The following is a 23,729-nucleotide window of genomic DNA, read 5'->3' on the forward strand; positions in this document are numbered from 1 at the left end:
GTCGACCAATCCCCGCATGACCGCCGGTCTGCGGCGGCATCTGGCGGCCACGGTCGGCAGTGGTGTCGTCATCACCGGCGCGGCGCTCGCCGCGGCGGTACTCACCGCGCAGGTGGTGGCGGGGGTCATCACCACCGGCGCGCCGTTGTCGCACTGGGCGCCTCGGCTGCTGGCGCTCGCCGCACTCTGGTCGCTGCGCGCCGGCGCCCAGTGGTGGCAGGCCAGACTGAGCCAGCACGGCGCCACGGCGATGATCGCCGACCTCGACGCCCAGGTGCTCACCGCCGTCACCGCGCTGCCGCCGCAGCGTCGACGGGCGGTGCACGACGAGGCCGCAATCCTGCTGACCCGCGGATTGGACGGGCTGCGGCCGTACTTCACCCGCTACCTGCCGGCGGTCGTGATGTCCGTGCTGCTGACCCCCGCCGCCGTGATCGTGATCGCCTGGTACGACGTGAAATCCGCGCTGGTCGTGTTGATCGCGCTGCCGCTCATCCCGCTGTTCATGGTGCTGATCGGCGTCATGACGACCGAGCGGTCGGCGGCGGCGCTGGCCGCCATGGCCACCCTGCAGTCGCGGCTACTCGACCTGATCGCGGGCATTCCGACCCTGCGGGCCCTGAACCGCGCCGAAGGTGCCGCGCCGCGCATCACCGAACTGTCTGACGCACACCGGCATTCGGCCCTGGCCACGCTGCGCATCGCATTCCTGTCGGCGCTCGTCCTCGAACTGCTGGCGACGCTCGGGGTCGCGCTGGTCGCCGTCGGCGTGGGTCTGCGACTGGTCAGTGGCGGGGTCAGCCTGCCGGTCGCGCTGACGGTACTGCTCCTGGCACCCGAGGTGTTCTGGCCGCTGCGCCGCGTCGGCGTCGAATTCCATGCGGCACAGGACGGCAAGGTCGCCTTCGGGCAGGCCTACCGCCTGCTGGCGGATGCCGGGCAACCGGAACCCGGCACCGCACGGGTCGGGGCGCGACCGACCATCGAGCTGGAGCACGTCTGCATCGAGGGTCGGGACGGGGCGGCCCCGAACAACCTGACGCTGCGGGCCGCGCCCGGTGCGGTGACCGTCCTGACCGGACCCAACGGCAGCGGGAAAAGCACAGCGCTGCAGGCGATTCTGGGGCTGACGACGCCCGACACCGGCCGGGTGCTCATCGGCGATGGCGAACAGCGCTTCGACGTCGCTGCGCTGGACCGGCAGCACTGGTGGCAACAGATCGGCTGGCTACCGCAACGGCCCGTCCTCGTCCCGGGCACCGTGCGGGAGAACCTGGAACTGCTCGGCGCCTTGCCGGATCTCGACGGTGCCTGCCGCGCAGCGGGATTCGACGAGGTGCTGGCCACCCTGCCCGCCGGACTGGACACTGTGCTGGGCCGCGGCGGCTCCGGGCTGTCGCTGGGTCAGCGGCAACGCCTGGCGCTGGCGCGGGTACTCGGCCGGCCCAGCCCGGTGCTGCTGCTCGACGAACCGACCTCACATCTGAACGCCGAGCTGGAAATCCAGGTCCTCCGCGCGATCCGGGCCCGCGCCGCGGCCGGCGCGACCGTCATCGTCGTCGGACACCGTGACGCCGTGCTGGCCATCGGTGACGAGATCGTCCGGGTGGGAGGTGCTTCCCGTGTCCACGGTTAGATTCGCGATCGACCTGCTCCGGCCCCGGCTCCCCCGCCTGGCGCTGGCCGTCCTCCTCGGTTCCGCGGCGCTGGGCAGCGCCCTCGCTCTGGCCGGGGTGTCGGCGTGGTTGATCACCCGGGCCTGGCAGCAACCGCCGATTCTCGAGTTGACGGTCGCGGTGGTGGCGGTCCGGCTGTTCGGCATTTCCCGTGGCGTGCTGGGCTATTGCGAACGCCTGGCATCACACGACGTGGCGCTGCGCGCTGCCGGCTCGGCCCGCACCGAGCTGTACCGGCGGCTGTCCGCTGCGCCACCGACGACTGTGCTGCGGCTCAGCAGCGGCGAATTGGTTTCGCGCGCAGGCGCTTCCGTTGACGATCTGGCCGACACCCTGGTGCGGTCCGTGCTGCCCGTCGCCGTGGCAACGGTGCTGTCGACGGCCACGGTGATCGTCGTCGCCGTCATCTCGCCGGCCGCGGCGCTCACCCTTGCCGCCGGGCTGGTGGTCGCCGGAGTCTGGGCACCGTGGCAGGCGGCCCGCGCCGCGGAAGCCACCGAGCGCCTTGCCGCGACACATCGTTCGGACCGCGACGCCGCAGTCATGCTGGCGCTCGACCATGCCGCCGAACTGGCCGTCGCCGGCCGCCTCGGTGGCGTCATCGCCGCGGCAACCGACGAGCACCGCCACTGGGGCGACGCCGCCGACCGCGCTGCCCGGCCCGCCGCCCTGGCCAGTGCGATCCCGATCCTGGCCACCGGTGCCAGCGCCATCGCCGCGATCGTCGCCGCCATCTCGCTCACGTCGGCCGTCGCTCCCACGACACTGGCGATCCTCATGCTGCTGCCGCTGTCGGCATTCGAGGCAACCGGCGCCCTGCCGGCCGCGGCGGTGCAGTTGACGCGGGCCCGCATCGCGATCGCGCGGCTCACCGGAATGCTGGCCGAACACCCCGACGACCGCGCCCTCATGGCCGTCCCGCCGCTGCAGGTCGCACCCGGCGACCGGGTCGCCGTGCTGGGCGCCAGTGGTCGCGGCAAGACGACCCTACTGCTGTCCACCGCCGACCACTACCGCGAAACCGATTCACCGGCAGGGTTTTTCGCCGAGGACGCGCACCTGTTCGACACCACGCTGCGAGACAACCTCCTGGTGGCCCGGGGCGATGCCACCGACAGCGAACTCACCGCCGCCCTGGCGCAGGTCGGCCTCGGCCCGTGGCTGGCGACACTGCCGGGCGGGTTGTCCACCCTGCTCTCCGGCGGGGCTGCCGCCGTCTCCGCCGGCCAGCGGCGCCGGCTGCTGCTCGCCCGAGCCCTCCTGACCGACTTCCCCGTCGTCCTCCTCGACGAACCCACCGAGCACCTCGACGCAGCGGACGGTCATCGCTTGCTCGCCGAACTCCTCACTCCGGGCACGTTGTTCGGCCCCGACCGGGCGGTGGTGGTGGCCACGCACCACCTCCCGCCGGACCTGCGCTGCACGGTGCTGAACCTCGATTCCAGCAACGACGGGTACCCTGCGCAGTCATGAGCATGTATCCCGGTGGCGGGTATCCCCCGCCACCACCGCCGCCCTACGCCAATCAGGGATACGGGCCGTACACGTCGGCTCCGCGCAACGGCATGGGGACCGCCGCCCTGGTTCTGGGCATCGTGGGACTGCTGACCTCGTGGTCGGTGGTCGGTGGGCTGCTGTTCGGGCTGGGTGCCGTCGCCTGCGGCATCGTCGGCCGCGGCCGGGTCAAGCAGGGACTGGCCGACAACGCCGTGGTGGCCGGCGCGGGCATCGCGCTCGGTGCGCTGGCGACCGTGCTGGCGGTGGTGTTCGTGTTCGTCGTGATCGGCTTCTACCGCCAGGTCGGGTTCGGTGACTACACCGACTGCATGACGCGCGCCGGGCAGGACCAGAACGCACAGAACAGCTGCGTCCAGGAATTCCGCGGCCGCATCGAGAAGGAGTTCGGCGTCAAGGTCGACTGAGCCGCCCCAAACCCGTTAGCCCGGAAAGTGTTTGACGATGCCTTCCTGAGTCACCGTCGCCAGCACCTGGCCGGCACGGTCGAAGAAGTGGCCGGATGCCAGGCCCCGGGAATCGGCGGCCACCGGTGACGTCGTCGAATACAGCACCCACTCGTCGAACTTGATGGGCCGGTGGAACCAGACGGTGTGGTTCATGGTGACCGCGAAAATCCGGTCGTGACCCCAGGACAGGCCGTGGGTGGTGATGATCGAGTCCAGCAGCGTCGTGTCCGACGAATAGACCAGTGCCGCGGCGTGCAGCACCGGATCGTCGGGCATGGCGCCCATGGTCTTGAGCCACACGCGGTTGTGGTCGAGCTTGCCGCCCTTGTCCCGCATCACCCATGCCGGGTCATTCGTATAGCGCCATTCGATGGGCTTGAGCGCCTCGACGAACAGCGGAACGGTCTCCTCGTAGCCCTTGAGCAGGTCGTCGATCGTGGGCAGCGACATCGGATCCGGGACCACCGGCGCCTTGACCGAATGCTCCAGGCTCTTGCCGCCGGCCAGGTGTGACACCAGCGCCGTCGCCAACAGGGTGTCGCCCTGCATGACGTCGACGCGGCGGTTGGCGAAGCGACGTTCGTCGCGCAGCCGGACCACCTTGAACTCCAGATCGCGCTCCGGATCGCCACCGGCGATGAAGTGCGTCGACAACGTCGTCGGCGGCACCTTCGGCGGCACGGTGCGACTCGCGGCGACGAAGGCCTGCGCCATCATCTGGCCGCCGAAGGTCCGGACCGGGTTCCGGCTCGGATGACCACCGGTGAAGGTGTCGTCATCGACCTGGGTGACGTCGAGAATCTTGAGCAGTTCCTCGAAATCAGCAGTCGTCACTTTGACACTCCCGGCTAGTGGTCTTCCTCCCCGATGCGGTGCACATGGATCAGGTTGGTCGAGCCTACTGTGCCCGGCGGCGCGCCCGCGACGATGACCACCAGGTCGCCGCGTTTGTAGCGGTCCAGCTCCAGCAGGGCCTTGTCGACCTCCTGGATCATGCCGTCGGTGCTGTCCATCTTCGGGACGATGAACGTCTCGGTCCCCCAGGTCAGCGCCAGCTGGCTGCGTACCTCGGGCAGGTCGGTGAAGGCCAGCAGCGGCAGCGGGGTGTGCAGGCGGGACAGCCGGCGCACGGTGTCGCCCGACTGTGTGAAGGCCACCAGCGCCTTGGCGTCCAGCCGCTCGCCGATGTCACGGGCCGCGTAGGAGATGACGCCGCGCTTGGTGCGGGGCACGTGCGTCAACGGCGGTGCGTCGGTGGAATTCGCCTCGACCGCGCGGACGATGCGCGCCATGGTGCGCACAGCCTCCAGTGCGTGCTTGCCGACGGAGGTCTCGCCGGAGAGCATCACGGCGTCGGCGCCGTCGAGAATCGCGTTGGCGACGTCCGAGGCCTCGGCCCGGGTGGGCCGGGAGTTCTCGATCATCGACTCGAGCATCTGGGTCGCCACGATGACGGGTTTGGCGTTCTCCCTGGCCATCTGGATGGCGCGCTTCTGCACCAGCGGCACTTCTTCGAGCGGCAGCTCGACGCCCAGGTCACCACGGGCGACCATGATCGCGTCGAAGGCCAGCACGATGGCCTCGAGGTTGTCGACGGCTTCGGGCTTCTCCAGCTTGGCGATCACCGGCACCCGGCGCCCCACCGAATCCATCACCTCGTGCACGAGTTCGATGTCGGCCGGCGACCGGACGAACGACAGCGCGATCAGGTCGACGCCGAGCATCAAGGCGAACTTCAGGTCGTCGATGTCCTTTTCGGACAGCGCCGGAACCGAGACGTTCATCCCGGGCAGGGACAGGCCCTTGTTGTTGCTGACCGGGCCGCCCTCGGTGACGGTGCAGACGACGTCGTTGCCGTCGATCATGTCGACCACCAGGCCGACCTTGCCGTCGTCGACGAGCAGTCGGTCACCGGCACGCGCGTCCTCGGCCAGCTGCTTGTAGGTGGTCGACACGCGGTCGTGGGTGCCTTCGCAGTCGTCGACGGTGATCCGCACGGTCTCGCCGGTTTGCCACTCGGTCGGGCCGTCGGCGAAGCGCCCGAGCCGGATCTTGGGGCCCTGCAGGTCGGCGAGAATGCCGACCGCGCGGCCGGCGGCGTCGGATGCCGCTCGCACGCGCTTGTACGCCGTCTCATGATCGGCGTGTGCGCCATGGCTGAAGTTCAGCCGCGCCACATCCATTCCAGCTTCCACCAGCGCCAGCACGGTTGCGTCGGTAGACGTAGCCGGTCCCAGCGTACAGACGATTTTTCCGCGTCTATTCACAGTGCATGAGCATAGTGGATCGATTCAGATAACGGCCCGCCGGGAGCGCTGTCCGCACGCCAACATCAGCCGAACAGGGCGTTGCTGCGCGGTGTCCGCCGCTCAGCGCTCGCTATGGCGAGGTGAACGTCGGCACCAGCGGGAAGCCCGGCAGATTGCGGACCACCATCCACACCACCATCGCCACCAGTGCGGTCACCAGCGGTGGTGCCACCGACATCCGGCGCCGCCAGCACACCACGAGCCAGACGGCCAGCAATGGCAATCCCACGAGCGCGAACACGTTGTCGACCACGGCGGCCGAAAAATCACCGTGCAAAACGTCGTGGGTCATGCGCAACCCGCCGCACAGCGGACAGTTCCACCCGGTGAGGGCCTTGAACGGACACGGCGGAAACCCGAATCCGGGGCGATGCGGATCGGCAACGCCGATGTACGTCAGGGCGGCGACCGTCACGGCCCCGGTGCCGGCCACTCCCGCCACACGCGCGACCCTGCCGGCTGACGTCATGACTCCATGATGCCCGGCGAGGTCTCAACACAGGCAGCGGAGGCCGCCGGTATCGACCGGGAGACTCGTCAGGGAATTCGCAGGTGCGACGTGCAAATGCGAACGTCGGTGACCCCTCGACACCGACGTTCGCCGCGATTCAGCGACAATATTGCCGTATTGTAACGGTTCGGGCAAACCCAGCGGGCGTTATTGGCGCAACTGACCGTGCCGAATGAGCTCGTTGACGGACTCTTCCCACCTGGCCAGCTCGGGGTCAGACGTGAACGACGCGGGCAGGTGCCGGTCGAGATGCCGGCGCAAGATGATCGAGCCCAGCGTCAGCACCAAGGGATTCAGCCCGGCCCAGACCACGTCGAGCCCCTCGGCCGCATCCCCGGTGTCGATCATGCGCTGCCACCGGTCAATGCCGATCCGCGCCATCGCATCGAATATCGCGATGCCGCTTGGTGTTTCAGAAGCCACCGCTCGGCCCAGATAGTCCATGACCACCAGGTGGTCGGTGAGCAGTCCGTGCACCGCCCTGCCGATCGCGGCAACCGAATCAGGCCCGGGGCTTTCCAGCGCAGCGAACATCGTCGAGCTGATGAGCTTCATCGCCACATCGTCGACGGCCTTGATCAAACCGTCCTTGGTGCCGAAATGGTGCTGCACCAACCCCACGGAAACACCCGCGGTATCGGCCACCATCTGCAACGTCGCATCGGACGTGCCCCGCTGCGCAAACACCTTCAGCGCCGCATTGAGGATGCGGTCCTGCCGAGACTGCTGCAGCTGCACTCCGTCGGCTATGTCATCCACAGGAGACATCCAACCACCGCACAACCGATGACGACCGGCGAGTGAGGAACATACCGTTCGCATGAAAGTGCAGCTTGTGCGCACTTTTGCCGCGGGGTGACCGTGAGGTCGGGGTGACACTACGCCTACGATCGCGGTTTTACGCCCACAGTTCAGACTCGACGACGAAAGCCCGCTCGACCGGGTTCACCCCGCAACCGCGGCACACGTCACTCGCACTTTCGTGCCCTCGATTCAGGCTCAACGACGTGGGCCGCCGAGCGTGCGCTCGGTGCGTAAGGCCGAGCTCAGCCCTGACGGCGCCACCAACGTCGACGCGGGGCGGGCGGCTCCCAGACGGGAACCCCAACGGGCTCAACCTTTTCGGTGGCTTCGGCCTTCGGTTCGGGTTGTTCGACCGGTGCAGCGTCGGCATCGGATTCTTCGGCGTCTTCGGTCTCAGCCTCCGCCGCACTGTCGGATTCCGGTGCTTCCTCGGACTCCTCGACCGCGTCGGCTTCTTCAGCATCCTCGACATCTGCGCTGTCGTCGGCGTCAGCGACCTCCGTCTCGGCCGTGGCCTCGTCGGCTGCCTCATCGGATTCCGTTGTGCCCTCGGACTCCTCGGCCACCTCGACAGCTCCGGCCGCCACGGCATCGTCAGAATCAGCGTCCTCAGCATCAGCTTCGTCAGCATCAGTTTCGTCGGCGTCCTCGGATTCCGGTGTGCCTTCGGATTCCTCGGCTATCTCGACAGCTTCGGCCGCCACGGCGTCGTCAGCGCCAGCGCCCTCGTCGCCTGCGGCTTCCTCGACGGCTTCTTCCTCCGCAGCGTCCTCGGCATCAGCGCTGTCGTCGGCATCGGCAATGTCCGTCTCGGCGGTGGCCTCGTCAGCGGCTTCGTCGGCTTCCGTCGTCCCCTCGGACTCCTCGGCGACCTCGACGGCTTCGGACTCATCGGCATCCAGCTCTTCGGCCTGGACGTCGGACTCGTCTTCTTCCTCGACCTCGTCGGAATCGACTGGCTCGTCGGCGGATTCGTCGACGGACTCCTCGACAGCCGCCTCCGCGTCGATCGCGTCCTCATCGGTCGCGTCCTCATCGACGGCCTGCTCCGCGAGCGCCTCGGTTTCATCGGGTTGGGTCTCGACGGCGTCGGCCTCGTCAGCGACGTCGGCGTCACCGCCCGAAGCGGCAGCGGCAGCAGCACCAGCCGCGACAGCCGCCGGAACGGCCAATTTCGCGCCCTCGGCGTCACCGTCGGCCTCAGCTTCGACTTCGTCCGCCTGCCGGCCGCCGAGGCTCGCCGGGTCCTCACGGCCCCGCGGCGCCACCATCATGTAGACCACGGCACCGATGAACACGAACGTCGAGGTGAACGAGTTGACGCGGATACCGGCGATCAGCGTGGCGGTGTCGCTGCGCATCAGCTCGACGCCGAAGCGGCCGACGCAGTAGGCGGCGACGTACAACGCGAACAGCCGGCCGTGGCCCAGTTTGAAGCGGCGGTCGGCCCACAGCAGGACGAAGAAAACCAGGAGGTTCCACAGCAGTTCGTAGAGGAACGTCGGGTGCACGACCTCGTAGACCTGCCCGGTCGAGACGCCGTTGAGCAGGTGCGGGTTCACCACACCGGAACCGTCGCTGCGCTGGAAGATCTCCAGGCCCCACGGCAGATCCGTCGGACGGCCGTAGAGCTCCTGGTTGAAATAGTTACCGAGGCGCCCGATGGCCTGCGCCAGCACAATGCCGGGAGCCACGGCGTCACCGAACGCGGGCAGCGGAATTCCGTGCCGGCGGCAGCCGATCCAGGCGCCGACGGCGCCGAGCGCGACCGCACCCCAGATACCCAGGCCGCCGTCCCAGATCCGGACCGCGCCGGCGACGCCCGCGCCGCCCTCGGCGAAGTAGGTACGCCAGTCGGTCATCAGGTGGTACAGGCGACCACCGATGAGCCCGAACGGCACCGCCCACAGCGCGATGTCGTAGATGACGCCCGGTTCACCACCGCGCGCGACCCAGCGGCGATCGCCGATGATCAGCGCGGCGATGATGCCGGTGATGATGCAGAGCGCGTAGGCCCGGATCGGTACCGGCCCCAAGTGCCAGACGCCCTGGGCCGGACTCGGGATGTATGCCAGCAACGATGTGGTCACGCGGAAACTTTCTGTCGTACTCCGTGGGCCAGTTCTTCGGACAAAGCTCGTACCGCGGGGATGCCGCCGTCACCCAGCGCCGACACGAGCGCCGAGCCGACGATGACGCCGTCTGCGTAGGCCGCGATCTCGGCCGCCTGTTCCCGCGACCGCACACCGAGGCCGACCCCCACGGGGATGTCGGACACGGCGCGCACCCGGGACACCAATTCCGGCGCCATGTTCGACACCGCGTCGCGCGCACCGGTGACGCCCATGGTCGAGGCGGCGTAGACGAAGCCGCGCGAGGCCGCCGTCGTGGCGGCCAGTCGCTCCGGGGTGGACGACGGCGCCACCAGGAAGATGCGGTCGAGGTTGTGGGCGTCGGAGACGGCGAACCATTCGTCGGCCTCGTCGGGGATGAGGTCGGGCGTGATGAGCCCGAGCCCGCCCGCCGACGCCAGGTCCCGCGCGAAAGCGTCGACGCCCCAGCGCAACACCGGATTCCAGTAGGTCATGACAACGGCGTGCCCGCCGGCGTTGCTGATGGCCTCGACGGCCTTCAGCGCGTCGCGGACCCGCACCCCACCCTGTAGAGCGGTGTTGGTGGCGGCGGCGATGACCGGTCCGTCCATGCCCGGATCGGAGTAGGCGACGCCGACTTCGATGATGTCGCAACCGGATTCGGCCATCGCGACCATCGCGTCGATCGAGGTCTGCACATCCGGGTAGCCGGTCGGCAGGTAGCCGATCAGCGCCGAACGCCCCTCGGCCCGGCACGATTCGAACAATCCAGCCAGTCGGCTCATGACGCTTCCCCAGTCTCACCGTCCAGTAGACCGAACCATTTCGCGGCGGTCTCGACGTCCTTGTCGCCGCGGCCGGACAGGTTCACCACGATGACGGAACCCGCGCCCAGTTCGCTACCAAGTTTCAGAGCGCCTGCAACCGCGTGCGCCGACTCGATCGCCGGAATGATGCCCTCGGTGCGGCACAGCAGTCCGAATGCCTCCATGGCCTCGGTGTCGGTGACCGGCCGGTACTCGGCCCGGCCGATGTCTTTGAGGTAGGCATGCTCCGGACCGACACCCGGGTAGTCCAAACCGGCCGAGATGGAATGCGATTCGATGGTCTGGCCGTCCTCGTCCTGCAGCAGGTACGAGAACGAGCCCTGGAAAGCGCCCGGCGACCCGCCGGTGAAAGTGGCTGCATGCCTTCCGGTTTCGACGCCGTCGCCGGCCGCCTCGAATCCGACCAGGCGCACACCCGGATCGTCGATGAAGGCGTGGAAGATGCCGATGGCGTTCGATCCGCCGCCGACGCACGCCGTCACGGCGTCCGGCAACCGGCCGGCCTGCTGCTGGACCTGGACCCGCGCCTCCAAGCCGATGACGCGCTGGAAGTCGCGCACCATGACGGGGAACGGATGCGGCCCCGCGGCGGTGCCGAAGCAGTAGTAGGTGTCGTCCGCGTTGGTGACCCAGTCGCGGAAGGCTTCGTTGATGGCGTCCTTGAGGGTCGCCGAACCGGCCTCGACCGACACCACGGTGCCGCCGAGCAGCCGCATCCGCGCCACGTTCAGCGCCTGCCGGGCGGTGTCGACCGCACCCATGTAGACGACGCACTCGAGGCCGAGCAGCGCGCAGGCCGTCGCGGTGGCGACGCCGTGCTGGCCGGCGCCGGTCTCGGCGATGACGCGGGTCTTGCCCATGCGCTTGGCCAGCAGCGCCTGCCCGAGCACGTTGTTGATCTTGTGAGAACCGGTGTGGTTCAGGTCTTCTCGTTTGAGGAACAGCCGCGCGCCACCGGCGTGCTCGGACAGCCGGGTCGCTTCGTACAGCGGCGACGGCCGGCCGGTGTAGTGCTGCTGCAGCCGGTCGAGTTCGTCGAGGAAGGTCTGGTCGGTGCGGACCTTGTCGTAGGCCGCGGTGACTTCCTCGATGACCGCCATCAGCGCCTCGGGGACCAGACGCCCGCCGTACGCACCGAAGTGCCCCTTGGCGTCGGGGTCGTGGCTTGTGGCTTCGGCGACCGCCGCGCTCATCCGCGGCAATTCGGTACCAGTGCGATCAGACATAAGAACTCGGGCTGCTTCTTCGCGCAGGAGCCCGCAATTCAGCGGGCTGGTTTCGGGCAGGACGGGTGCGTGCCGGCGGTCACCAGGTCGGCGACGGCGCTGCGGGGATCACCACTGGTCACCAGGCCTTCACCGACCAGGACGGCGTCGGCGCCGGCACCGGCGTAGGCCAGCAGGTCTGCGGTGCCCCGCACCCCCGACTCGGCGATCCGGATGATGTTGCTCGGCAGGCCGGGCGCGATGCGGCCGAAGCAGTCGCGGTCGACCTCGAGGGTCTTGAGGTCACGGGCGTTGACGCCGATGACCTTGGCGCCGGCCTGGATGGCGCGGTCCGCTTCTTCTTCGGTGTGCACCTCGACCAGTGGGGTCATCCCGAGCGACTCGGTCCGGTCGATCATCGAGGTCAGTACCGACTGCTCGAGCGCGGCAACGATCAGCAGCAGCATGTCGGCGCCGTGGGCCCGGGCCTCGTGAATCTGGTACGGGGTGACGATGAAGTCCTTGCGCAGCACCGGGATCGACACCGCGGCACGCACGGCGTCCAGGTCTGCCAGCGAACCGTTGAAGCGACGCTCCTCGGTCAGCACGCTGATCACCCGGGCACCGCCGGACTCGTAGGCCTTGGCCAGCTTGGCGGGATCGTCGATCTGCGCCAACGCCCCCTTGCTGGGGCTCGCCCGCTTCACCTCGGCGATGACGCCGATGCCGGGCTCGCGCAGCGCGGCAAGAGCGTCCTTGGCCGACGGCGCCTTCTTGGCCCGCTCCTTGACCTCGGTCAGACTCAGCGCGGCTTCGCGGGCGGCAACATCAGCGCGAACTCCCTCGATGATGGAGTCGAGCACGGTCCCCGAAGTCATAGCGCGTCGTCGTCCTTCCGTGCCGGTTCGGCAAGCCAGATGATCATGTCGAAGGGTAGTCGCCAGGGCGGCGCAGACTGCCACCGGGCCACACTCACGCGCGATCCGCCTTCGGCTCCTCGCTAACGCTCATTTGATCCCGCCGTCGTTCTGGGTGGGGTCACGACCCTCGACCTGCGTCGGATCGCGACCTTCGTCGATGGCATCCCAGATCATCCGTTCGGACATGCCGTCGGCGGCTTCTTCCTGCGCTGCCTCACGGCGCGCACCCGGCGCGGCATATTTCGACGTGGCCGGCGCGGCGGCGGCCTGACCGGCCGAACGCATCAGCAGAACCGCTCCGACCAGCGTCAACACCGCGGCCGCCAGCGTCACCCCGGCACCCCAGTAGTGCCGCTGCGTGCCCACCAGGAACATCACCGCGATCTGTGCCATGTCGGCGGCGCGCACCGAAATGTCGGTGACGACCCACAGACTGATGGCCAGATATCCCATCCCCGCACTCGCGGCGGCGACGAGCAGCGCCAGCAGCCGCAGCGCCCAGCCCCGCACCGCCAGCGCCGCCACGGCGGCGGCAGCAGCCAGCAGCGCCAGCGGGATGAGGGCCGTGGACCAGGCCGCGCCGGACAGCGTCGTCGTCTTGGGCTTGCCGAGCCCGTCGAACGACGACACGTCGACCCACGGCAGCCGGGAGGCACCCCACAACATCAGTGCGGCGACGAGCAGCAGCACCTGCGCGGTGCGGGTGGTCCTCACGGCTCGCCCAGCGTCTCGGCGGCCGCGATCGCCGCCAGCACGGCCTTGGCCTTGTTGGACGACTCGTTGTACTCGTACGGCCCGTTGGAGTCCGCCACGACGCCGCCACCGGCCTGCACGTAGGCGGTGCCGCCACGCATCAGCGCGGTGCGGATCGCGATGGCGAAGTCGGCGTTGCCGGCGAAGTCGAGGTACCCGAGCACACCGCCGTACAGGCCGCGGCGGGTCAGTTCGACCTCTTCGATGAGCTCCATGGCCCGTACCTTGGGCGCCCCCGACAGCGTCCCGGCCGGGAAGCAGGCGGTGACGGCGTCCAGCGCCGTCTTGCCGTCGGCGAGGTGGCCGGTGACGGTGGAGACCAGGTGCATGACGTGGCTGTAGCGCTCGATGTGGCTGTAGTCCTCGACACGCACGGTCCCCGGCCGGCAGACGCGGCCCAGATCGTTGCGGCCCAGATCGACCAGCATCAGGTGCTCGGAGCGCTCCTTGTCGTCGGCGAGCAGCTCCTTTTCGAGGAGGATGTCGTCCTCCTCGGTGGCGCCGCGCCACCGGGTGCCGGCGATCGGGTGCGTCGTCGCCACCCCGTCCTTCACCGTGACGAGCGCCTCCGGGCTGGAGCCGACGACCGAGAAGTCAAGTCCGCCTTCGGCATTGGGCACGTTGAGCAGATACATGTAGGGACTGGGGTTGGTCACCCGCAGCACCCGGTACACGTCGATGGGGTCGGCGTCGGTGTCCATCTCGAAGCGCTGCGACGGCACCACCTGGAAGGCCTCGCCGGCCTCGATGTCGCCGACCAGCTTCTCGACGATCGCCGTGTACTCCTCGACCGTGCGCTGCTGGCGCGGCTGGGGCTGCGGACGGCTGAAGGTGGCGATGCTCGACGGCAGCGGCTCCCCCAGCGCCTTGGTCATGACATCGAGACGCGCCACCGCATCGTCATAGGCCCAGTCGACGCGCTCGTCGGTGCCGTTCCAGTTGACCGCGTTGGCGATGAGGGTGATGGTGCCCTCGTGGTGGTCGACGGCGGCCATGTCGGTAGCCAGCAGCAGCACCATGTCGGGCAGCTTGAGATCGTCGACCGCCAACTCCGGCAGCCGCTCCAGCCGGCGCACCATGTCGTACGCGAAGTAACCGACCAGCCCACTCGACAGCGGCGGCAGGCCCGGCACCGGCGCGGTCTGCAGCAGGGCCAGCGTGTCGCGCACCGCCTGCAGCGGATCGCCGCCACAGGGTGCGTCCTGCGGCGTGTTGCCGAGCCAGACCGCTTCCCCATCCCGGACAGTCAGCGCCGACGGGGCACCCGCACCGATGAACGACCATCGCGACCAGGACCGCCCGTTCTCGGCCGATTCCAGCAGAAACGTGCCGGGACGGTTGGCGGCAAGCTTGCGGTAGGCCGACAACGGCGTCTCGCTGTCGGCGAGCACCTTGCGCGTCACCGGCACGACACGGTGCTCGGCGGCCAGCGCCTGGAATTCCTCACGTGAGGTCGTCTTCACGCGGTCATCCTCCCAGAAGTAGCGTGGCAACCATGAAACGTGGTGACCTCGTCGCAGAGTTCAATCTCCCCGACCAGACCGGGACCAACCGCAGCCTTTCCGAACTGCTGGCCGACGGGCCGATCGTGCTCTTCTTCTACCCCGCTGCCATGACGCCGGGCTGCACCATGGAGGCCTGCCACTTCCGCGACCTGGCGGCCGAGTTCGCCGCGGTCGGTGCCTCCCGGGTCGGGATCAGCATGGACGCGGTGGAGAAGCAGGACAAGTTCGCCGAGAAGCACAGCTTCGACTACCCGCTGCTGTCGGACACCTCCGGCGCGGTGGCCGAGGCGTTCGGTGTGAAACGTGGCCTGCTCGGCAAGCTCATGCCGGTCAAGCGGACCACGTTCGTCATCGACACCGACCGCAGGGTCCTCGAGGTCATCGCCAGCGAGATCTCCATGGACTCGCACGCCGATAAAGCACTCGAGGTGCTGCGAGCGCGTTGAGCGATATGTGCACCGTTCGTCACGATGACCATTTCGAACGATGCACGAATCACTGGGCTCGCTGACTGCGAGGCAGGCCGCTTCCCCCTTCGTTGGCCGCCACGACCTGGGCGAGGATCGACAACGTGATGTGCGGCGCCTCGCGACCGCCGAGGTCCAGCCCGATGGGCGCCTGGAGACGGTTGACGTCGGCGGGCGCCAATCCGTGCTGCAGTAGGGCGCGACGCTTGTTCGACGAGCGCGTCCGCGATCCCAGGGCTCCGACGAATGTCGGCTGCGTGCCGCCGGTCCAACGCCGCGAATCCAGTGCCTCGCCGAGCAGTGGAATCGAGAACCGATCGTCATGCGTCAGGTCCACGATTGCCGTATCGGCATTGATACGCCCCGCTTTTCGTTCCTGACGCAGGTAGCGATCCGGCCAGTCCCGAACCAGGTCTGCGCCAGGAAGGCGTTCCTCTTGCAGGAACGCGGGCCGGGGATCACAAACGGTGACGGCGTAGCCCAGGGGCAAGGCCAGGGCCGCAAGCCCTGTCGCGATGTCGCTGATCCCGAAGATCAGCATGCGCGACGGCGCTTCGTAGTGGGTAGTGCACACCGGTGCACCGTCGGCCCGCGTCAGCGACGTCTGACCCGTGCGCAGATTCAAGAAGGTGGTGGCGGGCCTGCCCTGCTGCACCATCGACATCAACGTCGCCAATTCCGGAAAATGCTGTGGCGTCACCGGGTTCATGGCGACTGTGAGCGTTCCACGGCATGGCCCCGGTGGGGCAAATCGGTCGCGGTCGGAGAGGTCGGCTTCGAAATCGATGATCTGGCAACTGACCCCGGCCAATGATTCCGGATGGTCGTCGAACACGGCCCGGGCACGTTCGTAGAGCTCCGCCTCGACACAGCCCGACGACACACTGCCTTCGAACCGGCCGCACCGATCGAATGCCATCATCGACCCGGCCGGGTACGGAGAACGGTCAAAGGTGTCGAGAACGGTGACGGCGACAACATCCATGTTGCGCTGGTACCTGTCGTAAATCCATTGCAGCACAGCCCTATTTCTCATCGATGTCCACTCCACCGGCCAGGTCGGAACATTCCACCGCTCAACAGCCTTGGACGTCAGGCGTCGATACGCATCAGTCAGGTGACTGATGCGCGTTGCGCCGCCAATGACCGAGAGTTCAACAGTCAATTCTGACTACACTGACCGTCCGCCCCACCCGATGTTCCACCGGATCAGGAGTGAAATGACCCAGACCCATGCCATCTGATTCGACGACGACGGCGGTGCGGGTCGCAGCGCTCGCGGACCTGGTCGACAACACACCTACCACCGCCCGGGTCTCCGGGGTGGACCTGGTCCTGGTGCGGCAGGGCGACGACGTCCGCGCGCTGTACGGACGTTGCGCTCACCGCGGTGCCCTGATGTCCGACGGCCGCATCGAGGGTGACCTGCTGGTGTGCGGTCTGCACGGCTGGCGATACGAGATCCAGACGGGGGTCGCTCCGGTCAATCCCGCCGTCACGCTGGCGACGTTCCCCACGTCGGTCTCCGACGGATCGGTCTACGTCGACCAAGCCGCAGTCGACGCTTACGCCCGGGCCAACCCGCCGACCTACGGCGACGATGGATATCAAGGCCAGTGGATCAAACCGGCAAACACCGCCGAGGAACCGTTCGTCACGCAGATTCATCAGTGGGCTGCGCATGGACTGACCAGCGAACACGGTCCGACCGCGGCCATGGGCGTCCCGCGTGACCAACTCCCGTCGTGGGATTCGATCCAGGTACTGACCGCCCAACTGGCACGGCTGCCGCTGCTGGACGAGGAACCGGTGAACACACAGACGGTGATCGGGCCCGCTGCCCGGCGGCCCCTCACCCTGGACATCCCGTTGTTCGTCAGCGACATGAGCTTCGGCGCGCTCTCGCAGGAAGCCAAAACCGCACTGGCCGCCGGTGCCGAGCTGGCCGGAACCGGCATCTGCTCGGGCGAGGGCGGCATGCTTCCCGAAGAACAACAAGAGAATTCGAAGTATTTTTACGAACTCGCATCAGGCAGGTTCGGGTGGAACATCGACCGAATCCGCCAGGTGCAGGCGTTTCACTTCAAGGGCGGGCAAGGCGCCAAGACAGGCACCGGCGGCCACCTCCCGGGTAACAAGGTGATCGGCCGGATCGCAGATGTTCGCGGGCTCCCCCCAGGAACTGCGGCCGTCTCACCGGCGCGATTCCCGGACTGGACGTCTTTGCAGCCCTTCGAAGAATGCGCCGCACAAGTGCGCGAAATCTCCGGCGGGATCCCGGTGGGGTACAAGATGAGCGCCCAGCACATCGAGCGCGATATCGATGCCGCCCTGCAGATCGGGGTCGACTACATCATCCTCGACGGTCGAGGCGGTGGAACCGGTGCAGCGCCAACGATTTTCCGCGACAACATCTCCGTGCCGACCATCCCGGCGCTGGCCCGCGCTCGTAGGCACCTCGACCGCTCACAAGCCGGCCAGGTCACGTTGGTCATCACGGGTGGAATCCGGACCCCGGCCGACATGGTCAAGGCATTGGCTTTGGGCGCGGACGCCATTGCACTGTCCAACGCCGCGTTGCAAGCCATCGGATGCGTCGGCATGCGCGCCTGCAACACCAACAGCTGTCCGGCCGGTATCGCCACCCAAGATCCCCGATTGCGCGCGCGGCTGCCGGTGCCGGCCGGCGCAGAACGGCTGAACCGGTTCCTGCGCTCGACCGTCGATCTGATGGTCGTCCTGGCCCGCGCCTGCGGCCACCGGAATCTGGCGGACTTCAACATCGACGATCTCGTCACCTTCGATCGCGACTTCGCCTACCTCAGCGGAGTCCCCTATGCGGGAGCCACCCCACTGTGAATGATCAGGAACTCAACTGGCACAAGGCAGTCGATGCCGATCAACTCGACGACGGCGAGGTGGCCATGTGCCCCGTCGGCCTCAAGACCGTCGCGCTCACCAAACTCGCAGGCCACTACGGGGCCATCGACAACCGGTGTCCCCATCAGGGTGGTCCGCTCGGCCAGGGCACTTTGGAGAACGACAAAATCCGTTGCTCGTGGCACGGTTTCGACTTCGATCCATTCACCGGTGAGGCCGCGGGCGGCCCCGATTTCAATGTGCGGACGTATCCGGTGGAGGTGCGTGCGGACGGCGTGTACGTCGGCACTCCGCCGCCCGCCACACACCCGCGCACGGTGAGCGATGTACTCGTGGAGACCATGACCAACTGGGGCGTCGACACTGTTTTCGGCATGGTCGGCCACTCGAACCTCGGGCTCGCCGAGGCAATGCACCGAGCCGAAACCGATGGCAAGCTACGGTATTTCGGCATCCGACACGAAGGCGCCGCGGCATTCGCGGCTGCTGCCTACGGCAAACTCACCGGTCGGCCCGCCGCATGTTTCGGTATCGCCGGCCCCGGATCGACCAACCTGCTGACCGGCCTGTACGACGCCAAATCCGACCGCGCTCCGGTACTGGCGCTGTCGGGCAATGTGGACTCTTCGGTCGCCGGTAAAGGCGCCTTCCAGGACATCGACCTGCTCGCGGCATTCGACGATGTCTCTGTGTACTCCGCCATGGTGCGTTCGGGCTCCGACCACGCCGAACTGATGACCATGGCCCTCAAACACGCGATCCTCGAACGCGGCGTCGGTCACCTCGTACTACCCGACGAGGTACAGATTCTCGAAGCCCCGGATCAGAAAGCCTCTGGGCCCCAAGGTCGAATGCCCGACCTCCGGGTATCGCCGCCGGCAGCTGCGCTGGAGGCGGCCCTCGACCTGATCGCCACATCGGCCAGACCACTCGTCATCGCGGGCGCCGGAGCGAAGTTCGACATGCCGACCGTGATCGCGCTCGCAGAACGCTTGAACGCACCCGTACTGACGACGTTCAAAGCCAAGGGACAGATCTCCGACACCCATCCACTCGCGTGCGGTGTGCTCGGCCGGTCGGGCACACCCGTCGCGTCGTGGATGATGAACAAGGCCGACCTGCTGCTGGTGTTCGGCGCGTCCTTCTCCAACCACACCGGGATCTCGCCGTACAAGCCGATCATCCAGGTGGATACCGACCCCATGATGCTCGGCCGGTTCCGTCCGGTGACGGCGCCGGTGCTCGGCGACGTCGGAGTTACCGCTGCCGCCGTTCTGAACGGCCTTCGCCCGAACCCGGCGCTGGTCGACCAACGCCCGGAGGTCGCCGATCGCTGGTCCGTCTGGCGTACGGAGAAAGCCCGGCGCGCCGTCAAACATCTGGACGGACGAGTCGCTGCCGCAACCGTTTTCGAGGAACTCAGCCGCCTGGTGCCGGCGAACGCCGTCCTGACCGTCGATGTCGGCAATCACGCATACTCGTTCGGGCGCTACTTCGAAACCAGGGAGCAGTCGGTCCTCATGTCCGGGTATCTCGGCTCAATCGGGTTCGGTTTCCCGGCAGCCATGGGTGCGTGGGCGGCCGCGCCGGAGCGTCCGATCGTCGCAATCACCGGCGACGGCGGCTTCGGTCAGTACCTCGCCGATTTCACGACGGCGGTGAAGTACGACATGAACATCACCCACATCCTGCTCAACAACGGCGAACTCGCCAAGATCAGCGAAGAGCAGCGCGGGGCCGAATACGCGGTCTGGCAGACGTCACTGCTGAATCCTGACTTCGCTGCGTACGCGAGGAGCTGCGGTGGCTATGGTCGTCGCGTGACCGATCCGGCGGAAGTGGCCGCGGCCGCCGCCGAGGCGCTGGACCATCGGGGACCGGCGCTGGTCGAAATCATCACTGACCCGGGTAGTCACTGACCCCGCCGTTGCAGTGGTGACGGGCCCTACGGCTCACCACCACTGCGTTGGGGCTCACGACCGGAAGAACTCCAGCAGGTCGGCGTTGATGGTTGCCGCCTGCGTGGTCGGCATGCCGTGGGGGAAGCCTGAATACGTCTTCAACGACCCGTTGGGCAGGAGCTTGGCGGACATCAGACCCGAATTCTCGTACGGCACAACCTGATCGTCGTCACCATGCATCACGAGTGCCGGTACGGTCGTGCTTTTCAGATCGTCTGTGAAATCGGTCTGCGAAAACGCGACGATTCCGTCGTATTGGTCTTTGGCTCCGCCCATCATGCCTTGGCGCCACCAGTTCTCGATGACCGCTTCAGACGGCTCGACGCCCGGGCGGTTGAAACCGAAGAACGGACCCGACGCGAAGTCGCGGTACATCGCCGACCTGTTGGCCGCGACCTGCGCCTGCAGGTCATCGAAAACCTCCTTGGGAATGCCACCTGCGTTGCCTTCGGTCTTGACCATCAACGGCGGTACCGAGCTGATCAGAACGGCTTTGGCGGCACGCGCCTGGCCGTGACGGCTCAAGTAACGCACCACTTCACCGCCGCCGGTGGAGTGCCCGACGTGTATCGCGTCGACCAGGTCGAGATGTTCGACGACGGCAGCGAGATCGTCCGCGTAGTGGTCCATGTCGTGACCACGGCCGACCTGAGCTGAGCGCCCGTGGCCGCGCCGGTCGTGTGCAATCACCCGATAGCCATGTTGCAGGAAGAACAGCATCTGGGTGTCCCAGTCGTCCGACGACAGCGGCCATCCATGGCTGAAGACAACAGGCTGTCCGCTGCCCCAGTCCTTGTAAAAGATGTCGACGCCGTCGGTGGTCCGTATCGTGGGCATGCATGTCCTCTACGTAGTGGGGCGAATCGATTTCCGGATCAAAGCAAGGCCTGTCAACCTGAACCGGGCTGTTACCCACCAGCCATGTTCGCGGCCCAACGTTGCCCAGCCATACTGCGATAACGCCCGTCGCATGTCATCAGTGCAATGACTGAGATCGCACAGCCGCGGTGGGCGTACCCGACCGCGATGCATTGCCTACCGGCGACCACGTCAGGTAGGCTTGTCCCCCAACAGATCCCGCAGTTGGTGACGCCGGCTGACGCCAAGTTTGGGATAAACGTTGTACAGATGGGACGCGATCGTTCGTGGCGACAGATTAAGTCGTTGGCCGATCTCGGGATTGGTCAGCCCGGAGGCAGCCATCGATACGATCTGCCGCTCTTGCGCCGTCAGCGAATCCAAGCCCGAAACGGCACCGGCCGTTGACGCCGTCACTCCGGCGGCACGGAGTTCGGCGCGCGCGATCTGCGCATACGGCGCGGCACCCAGGCGCTCGAACACTTCGAGGCCAGCGGCGAGCTGCGTACGAGCTTCGGCAGGCCGGCGCACCCGGCGAAGCCATTCGCCGTAATGCAGACGCGCTCGTGCGCGTTCCATCGGCCACTGATCACCGGCTGGATCGAAAATCGCCAGGCGGAAGTGCCGTTCCGCCAGGTGCGTGGTAGCAGTCAGGGCGAGCGCCTGATGCCGCAGAAGCCGCAGTCGCACAGGAGGATTCGACCCCAGCTGACGCCCGATCGAAGCCACCAGAGGTCGTGCATCTGCCAGGTTGCTGCTGCGCGCGCCGGCCCAGGCCAAGTCTGCGATGGCGCGATGAGAGACGACGAAATGGGTCGGCTCGCCATCGGCGTCGAACATCTGCCGTAAGGCTTGATAGGCGGAATCGAACTCGCTGCGGGCCAGCGCGTTGCGTCCCGTGGCCCACGTCAGTGCGGCTCGGGTTGCGGTGCCAGATTTGTCAGCGATGACACGAGACGCTGCCTCGATCGCGGCGTCCGCCGCTTCGGTGTCACCACAGCAGGACAACAGATGAGCACGCACGACATTGCTTTCGGCGTGAAGCAACGCCAGATCGTAGACGCCGCACAAGGTATCGGTCTCGGCAAGCAGTGCCCGCAGTTCTGACCACCGCCCGGTGTCGTGTAGTCCCCACGCCAGCGGCGCGATGGCGAAAGTGAAGCCGCGCAATCCACCGGCTGCTTTGAGCTGCTCGACGGCTTCCCGCAATTCGGTGACCGCCAGGGCACTGTCCTCCGTGGCGTACGCCATTGCGCCCACGACCAGACGCCGAAACGGTTCGACGGGAGCGGGCATCGGATGCAGCCAACGCCGATCCCATGGCGCCGGGCGATCGTGGGCACTGCCCGCACTCTGCGCGTAGATGGCGATGTACGCCCGTTGCACAGGACCGGCCTCAGCGGGGAAGGGCGTCGGAATTGCGCTCTCCCCCAATACATCTAGAGCAGAGTCCTGCAGCCAGCGGGCAAGACGGCTCCGGTGCGCCAATTCCCCGGAGTAGTAGGCCGACGACGCGCCGGTATACATCAGTGCCAGCCGCAGTCGGGGGTTGGACGGCGGCGCACCGTCGAGCGCACTGCGAACCACTTCGGCCGCCTCCGCCGGGCGCGCTGATTGCAGCAGTACCGAGGCACGAGTCAGTGCAGCATGGCCGACGATCTCCGGGTCCTCCGAACGCTGGACGGCACTGGCATTCAGCGACAGCGCCCAGGACGGGTCACCGCCGAAGTTGGCCGCCACCGAGGCCAACGTGAATCGCCGCGCCGCATCACCGGCACCGGGGCTCAATTCAGCGGCCCGCTGCAGAGCCCTTGCCACCTCGAGGTAGCCACCGCGCTGCCGCGAACGCTCCGAGCCCTGCTCCAGCAGGGATGCCACGGTCTCGTCGGGACCGGCGGCCGCAGCCGCGAGATGCCAAGCGCGGCAAGCCACATCTAATTGCGGGGAGGCAGCCAGCGCAATATGGGCAGTGCGGCGATCAGCCAGATCCCCTTCGCTGTAGGCCACACTGCGCAGCAAGGCGTGACTGAACTGCACCCGTCGGTCCTCGGTGACGCTCACCAGTGACCGCTCCATGGCGGGCTGCCACCGCCACAAGTCCGCACCGAAACCTGCCGCTGCCGTAATGGTGTCGATGGTCTCGTAGCCAGCCCCTGCGGCGGCGAACAAGGTCAGCCGCCGCGCGTCGGGCGGCAGCTCCGACAGCTGCTCGGCGAACAACGCATGAGCGAATCCGGAACCGACCATGTGGTTACCCCGGAACCTGACCGAACCTGTTTTGCCGTAGAACCGGGCGGATTCGATCAGGGCCAGTGGATTACCGCCGGACCAGCGGATGATCTCACCGCGGACGCTCGCGTCGGGCGCCAGCGTCTGGGTCTCGATCAGTTCCGCGGCCGCGGCATCGGTCAGAGGCGCAACTTCGACCACCCGGAAGGAACGGTCGAGACCATTGAGCTGGTCCACCCGCCGTGCGCTAATCAGCAACCGAACCGCAAGGTGCGGAACCCGGCCGATCGCATAAGTGAGCACCTGGCGGGAGTCCGGTTCGAATCGGTCGAAATCATCGAGCACGATCACCAGCGGCCTATCGGCAGCGACGACCGCAAACAGAGCCAGCACCGCCTGCTGAATCAGCGCCGGTCCATGCCACTCAGCGCCGGGGCCGCCATTGACGGTGTCGTGCAAGGCATCTCGCAGTGGTGCCGGCAACTCATCAATTCGCTCGGCGATGGGCCAGATCAACTCGGTCAACGCGGTGAAGGGCCGCACATGGTCCGGCTCGGAACCCCCGGCAAAGAGCACTGCCGCGCGCTGCGGCTGCAGCGTTGCCACTGCGTGGCGCAGCAGCGTCGACTTACCGATACCCGGTTCGCCCACCAGAATCACTGCCTGAGGCGCGGCCGCGACACCAGAGGCCACCTCGGTGATGAGACCAATCAGCCGACCGCGCCCGACGATGGGTGACCGCGAATGTGCCAGTGTCACGCCGAAAA

General features: G+C 67.4%; 19 protein-coding genes. 6 read left to right on the plus strand and 13 right to left on the minus strand.

The genetic code is table 11. The features are described 5' to 3' along the window. The first annotated feature begins 16 nt into the window (after window positions 1-16). Genes cydD through QRN63_RS11225 form a run of 3 tightly spaced genes read left to right on the plus strand, consistent with a single transcriptional unit; the run spans window position 17 to window position 3,598 of the window. Window positions 17-1,636, plus strand: a complete 1,620-nt coding sequence (gene cydD, locus QRN63_RS11215; RefSeq protein WP_285030813.1) for a thiol reductant ABC exporter subunit CydD — start codon at window positions 17-19, stop codon at window positions 1,634-1,636. Then, entirely contained in the window at window positions 1,623-3,149 is a 1,527-nt protein-coding gene (locus QRN63_RS11220) for an ATP-binding cassette domain-containing protein (RefSeq protein ID WP_285030814.1), read from the plus strand. Before cydD ends, QRN63_RS11220 begins: the two co-directional genes overlap by 14 nt. After that, the gene (locus tag QRN63_RS11225) at window positions 3,146-3,598 is read left to right on the plus strand and encodes a DUF4190 domain-containing protein (RefSeq protein WP_267317868.1); all 453 of its coding nucleotides are present in this window, start codon (window positions 3,146-3,148) and stop codon (window positions 3,596-3,598) included. Before QRN63_RS11220 ends, QRN63_RS11225 begins: the two co-directional genes overlap by 4 nt. Before the next feature lie 15 nt (window positions 3,599-3,613). Here the strand turns inward: QRN63_RS11225 and QRN63_RS11230 are convergent, their stop codons facing one another. The 10 genes from QRN63_RS11230 to QRN63_RS11275 all read right to left on the minus strand — a co-directional run bounded on the left by QRN63_RS11230 (window position 3,614) and on the right by QRN63_RS11275 (window position 14,525). Beyond that, window positions 3,614-4,474, minus strand: a complete 861-nt coding sequence (locus QRN63_RS11230) for an acyl-CoA thioesterase II (protein WP_285030815.1) — start codon at window positions 4,472-4,474, stop codon at window positions 3,614-3,616. Between the two features lie 14 nt (window positions 4,475-4,488). Further along, a complete protein-coding gene (gene pyk, locus QRN63_RS11235) occupies window positions 4,489-5,907 on the minus strand; it encodes a pyruvate kinase (RefSeq protein ID WP_267317870.1) in 1,419 nt (472 codons plus the stop codon). Window positions 5,908-6,019: 112 nt separating this feature from the next. Then, window positions 6,020-6,418, minus strand: a complete 399-nt coding sequence (locus tag QRN63_RS11240) for a DUF2752 domain-containing protein (protein WP_267317871.1) — start codon at window positions 6,416-6,418, stop codon at window positions 6,020-6,022. 189 nt (window positions 6,419-6,607) lie between these two features. Then, window positions 6,608-7,228: a TetR/AcrR family transcriptional regulator gene (locus tag QRN63_RS11245; protein ID WP_267317872.1), complete on the minus strand. Its 621-nt coding sequence runs from the start codon at window positions 7,226-7,228 to the stop codon at window positions 6,608-6,610. Window positions 7,229-7,506: 278 nt separating this feature from the next. Next, complete coding sequence (lgt, locus tag QRN63_RS11250) at window positions 7,507-9,354, minus strand: prolipoprotein diacylglyceryl transferase (RefSeq protein WP_285030817.1); 1,848 nt, start codon at window positions 9,352-9,354, stop codon at window positions 7,507-7,509. Continuing rightward, entirely contained in the window at window positions 9,351-10,142 is a 792-nt protein-coding gene (gene trpA / locus QRN63_RS11255) for a tryptophan synthase subunit alpha (protein ID WP_285030818.1), read from the minus strand. Before trpA ends, lgt begins: the two co-directional genes overlap by 4 nt. Continuing rightward, on the minus strand, window positions 10,139-11,410 hold the full coding sequence (trpB, locus tag QRN63_RS11260) for a tryptophan synthase subunit beta (RefSeq protein ID WP_285030819.1): 1,272 nt from the start codon (window positions 11,408-11,410) through the stop codon (window positions 10,139-10,141). Before trpB ends, trpA begins: the two co-directional genes overlap by 4 nt. A gap of 38 nt (window positions 11,411-11,448) precedes the next feature. Beyond that, complete coding sequence (trpC, locus tag QRN63_RS11265) at window positions 11,449-12,267, minus strand: indole-3-glycerol phosphate synthase TrpC (RefSeq protein ID WP_267317876.1); 819 nt, start codon at window positions 12,265-12,267, stop codon at window positions 11,449-11,451. 129 nt (window positions 12,268-12,396) lie between these two features. Further along, window positions 12,397-13,023 (minus strand): TIGR02234 family membrane protein, encoded by a 627-nt coding sequence (locus tag QRN63_RS11270; RefSeq protein ID WP_267317877.1) that lies wholly within the window; start codon window positions 13,021-13,023, stop codon window positions 12,397-12,399. Continuing rightward, window positions 13,020-14,525 (minus strand): anthranilate synthase component I, encoded by a 1,506-nt coding sequence (locus tag QRN63_RS11275; protein ID WP_285030820.1) that lies wholly within the window; start codon window positions 14,523-14,525, stop codon window positions 13,020-13,022. The genes QRN63_RS11270 and QRN63_RS11275 overlap by 4 nt, the downstream gene beginning before the upstream one ends. A 32-nt stretch (window positions 14,526-14,557) precedes the next feature. On the opposite strand from QRN63_RS11275, the gene QRN63_RS11280 reads away from it, so the two are divergent. Further along, window positions 14,558-15,013, plus strand: coding sequence for a peroxiredoxin (locus QRN63_RS11280; protein WP_064859553.1), 456 nt, complete (start codon window positions 14,558-14,560; stop codon window positions 15,011-15,013). A 49-nt stretch (window positions 15,014-15,062) separates the two neighbouring features. On the opposite strand, the gene QRN63_RS11285 is transcribed toward QRN63_RS11280, so the two are convergent. Then, window positions 15,063-16,070: an XdhC family protein gene (locus QRN63_RS11285; RefSeq protein ID WP_267317879.1), complete on the minus strand. Its 1,008-nt coding sequence runs from the start codon at window positions 16,068-16,070 to the stop codon at window positions 15,063-15,065. A gap of 197 nt (window positions 16,071-16,267) precedes the next feature. Here QRN63_RS11285 and QRN63_RS11290 point away from each other — a divergent pair, with 197 nt between their 5' ends. Both QRN63_RS11290 and QRN63_RS11295 read left to right on the plus strand, forming a co-directional pair. Then, the gene (locus QRN63_RS11290) at window positions 16,268-17,893 is read left to right on the plus strand and encodes a glutamate synthase-related protein (RefSeq protein ID WP_285030821.1); all 1,626 of its coding nucleotides are present in this window, start codon (window positions 16,268-16,270) and stop codon (window positions 17,891-17,893) included. Next, on the plus strand, window positions 17,890-19,833 hold the full coding sequence (locus tag QRN63_RS11295) for a thiamine pyrophosphate-dependent enzyme (RefSeq protein ID WP_285030823.1): 1,944 nt from the start codon (window positions 17,890-17,892) through the stop codon (window positions 19,831-19,833). The genes QRN63_RS11290 and QRN63_RS11295 overlap by 4 nt, the downstream gene beginning before the upstream one ends. A gap of 54 nt (window positions 19,834-19,887) precedes the next feature. Here QRN63_RS11295 and QRN63_RS11300 read toward each other — a convergent pair whose 3' ends face one another. After that, a complete protein-coding gene (locus QRN63_RS11300) occupies window positions 19,888-20,712 on the minus strand; it encodes an alpha/beta fold hydrolase (RefSeq protein ID WP_285030825.1) in 825 nt (274 codons plus the stop codon). Between the two features lie 213 nt (window positions 20,713-20,925). Next, window positions 20,926-23,721: a helix-turn-helix transcriptional regulator gene (locus QRN63_RS11305; protein ID WP_285030826.1), complete on the minus strand. Its 2,796-nt coding sequence runs from the start codon at window positions 23,719-23,721 to the stop codon at window positions 20,926-20,928. Window positions 23,722-23,729 lie beyond the last annotated feature (8 nt).

Source organism: Mycolicibacterium sp. lyk4-40-TYG-92, from assembly GCF_030209435.1.
Classification (GTDB): Bacteria; Actinomycetota; Actinomycetes; order Mycobacteriales; family Mycobacteriaceae; genus Mycobacterium.